This window comes from Rhizobium sp. No.120, assembly GCF_054558365.1.
The window spans coordinates 1-1,310 of the sequence record NZ_BAAJNQ010000051.1 but is presented as its reverse complement, the minus strand read 5'-3'; the positions used below and the strand labels follow the sequence as shown (position 1 = coordinate 1,310).

The window sequence follows — 1,310 nt, the reverse complement described above, 5'->3', positions numbered from 1 at the left end:
GCCGTCTGGAATACGACAATGGATGAGCACAATTATCTCGTGCGCCGCTGGATGCAGCTGGTCGGCAGCAGAGGAGACCGAGGCCAATGACAGCGACACATCTTGGCAAATCGATTGCGCAACTGTCCGTCCTGATCCAGTCCGGCAGTCTCGATCCCGTCGCGCTGGCCGAGGAAAGCCTGGATGCCATCCGAACCTACAAGGATCAGGCGATCTTCACGCGGCTGTTGGAAACGCGCGCGAAGGAAGAGGCGGCAGCTTCGTCGCGACGGCTGCGCGAGGGGCGTTCGCGCGGGCTACTGGATGGTATTCCCGTTGCCTGGAAAGATCTGTTTGCAATTGGCGGGCTGCCGACCACAGCCGGGTCGATCGTGCTTGCGGATGCAGAGCCCGCGCAGGACGATGCCGATGTCGTCAAGGCGCTGAAGGCTGCCGGCATGATTGCCGTCGGTCGGGTCAATATGAGCGAGTTCGCCTTTTCCGGCCTCGGCCTCAATCCACATTACGGCACGCCGCTAAACCCGCTGGCGACGGATGTCGCGCGCATTCCGGGCGGTTCGTCCTCAGGGTCTGCCGTCGCGGTTGCGGCAGGTCTCGTGCCGGTTGCGATCGGCACGGATACGGGCGGCTCGGTGCGCATACCGTCTGCTTTCAATGGCCTTGTCGGCTATAAGGCAAGCCATGGCCGCTATAGCATGCGCGGCGTCTTTCCACTGTCGACTAGCCTCGATTCGCTCGGTCCGCTGTGCCGCAGCGTCCAGGATGCGATCTGGGTCGATGCCGCAATGCGTGGGCGCTTTGTCCCCGAGGGAGAGCGTACCGAAGCCGCCGGGCTTTCCATCGTAGTGCCGACAAATGTCGTCATGGATGATGCGCAGGATGGTGTTCTTGCAGCTTTCGAGGCGACGCTGGCAAGATTGAGTGCCGCTGGCGTTAAGATCCGACGAGCTGCCTTTCCAGCTTTCGAAAGGCTCTTTGAGCTGATGGCCGAGTATGGGCCGCTGGTTACTGCCGAGGCCTTCGTGCTGCATCACCGCCGTCTGGCAGGACCGGAAGCCGCTTCCATGGATCGGCGTGTCGTCGCGCGGACACGCCTCGGAGAGAAGACGACGCTGGTCGGCTATCTGGAAACGCTCAAAGTGCGCGAGCAATTGGTCAAGGAGGTTGCCGCGACGCTTGCGCCGAACGAGTTCATCGCCTATCCGACGGTTGCTCATGTTGCGCCGGCGCTTGGCCCCCTGGAAGCCGATGACGAGCTGTTCGTAAAGATCAATGGCAGAACGCTGCGCAATACGGCAATCGGCAATTTT

Annotated in this window: 1 protein-coding gene; it reads left to right on the top strand. The window is 61.7% G+C overall.

The genetic code is table 11. The annotated features are described in order from the left end of the window. Positions 1 to 86 precede the first annotated feature (86 nt). The coding region (locus ACYJRZ_RS31880) for an amidase (protein WP_459465521.1) at positions 87 to 1,310 on the top strand (1,224 nt) is incomplete at its 3' end.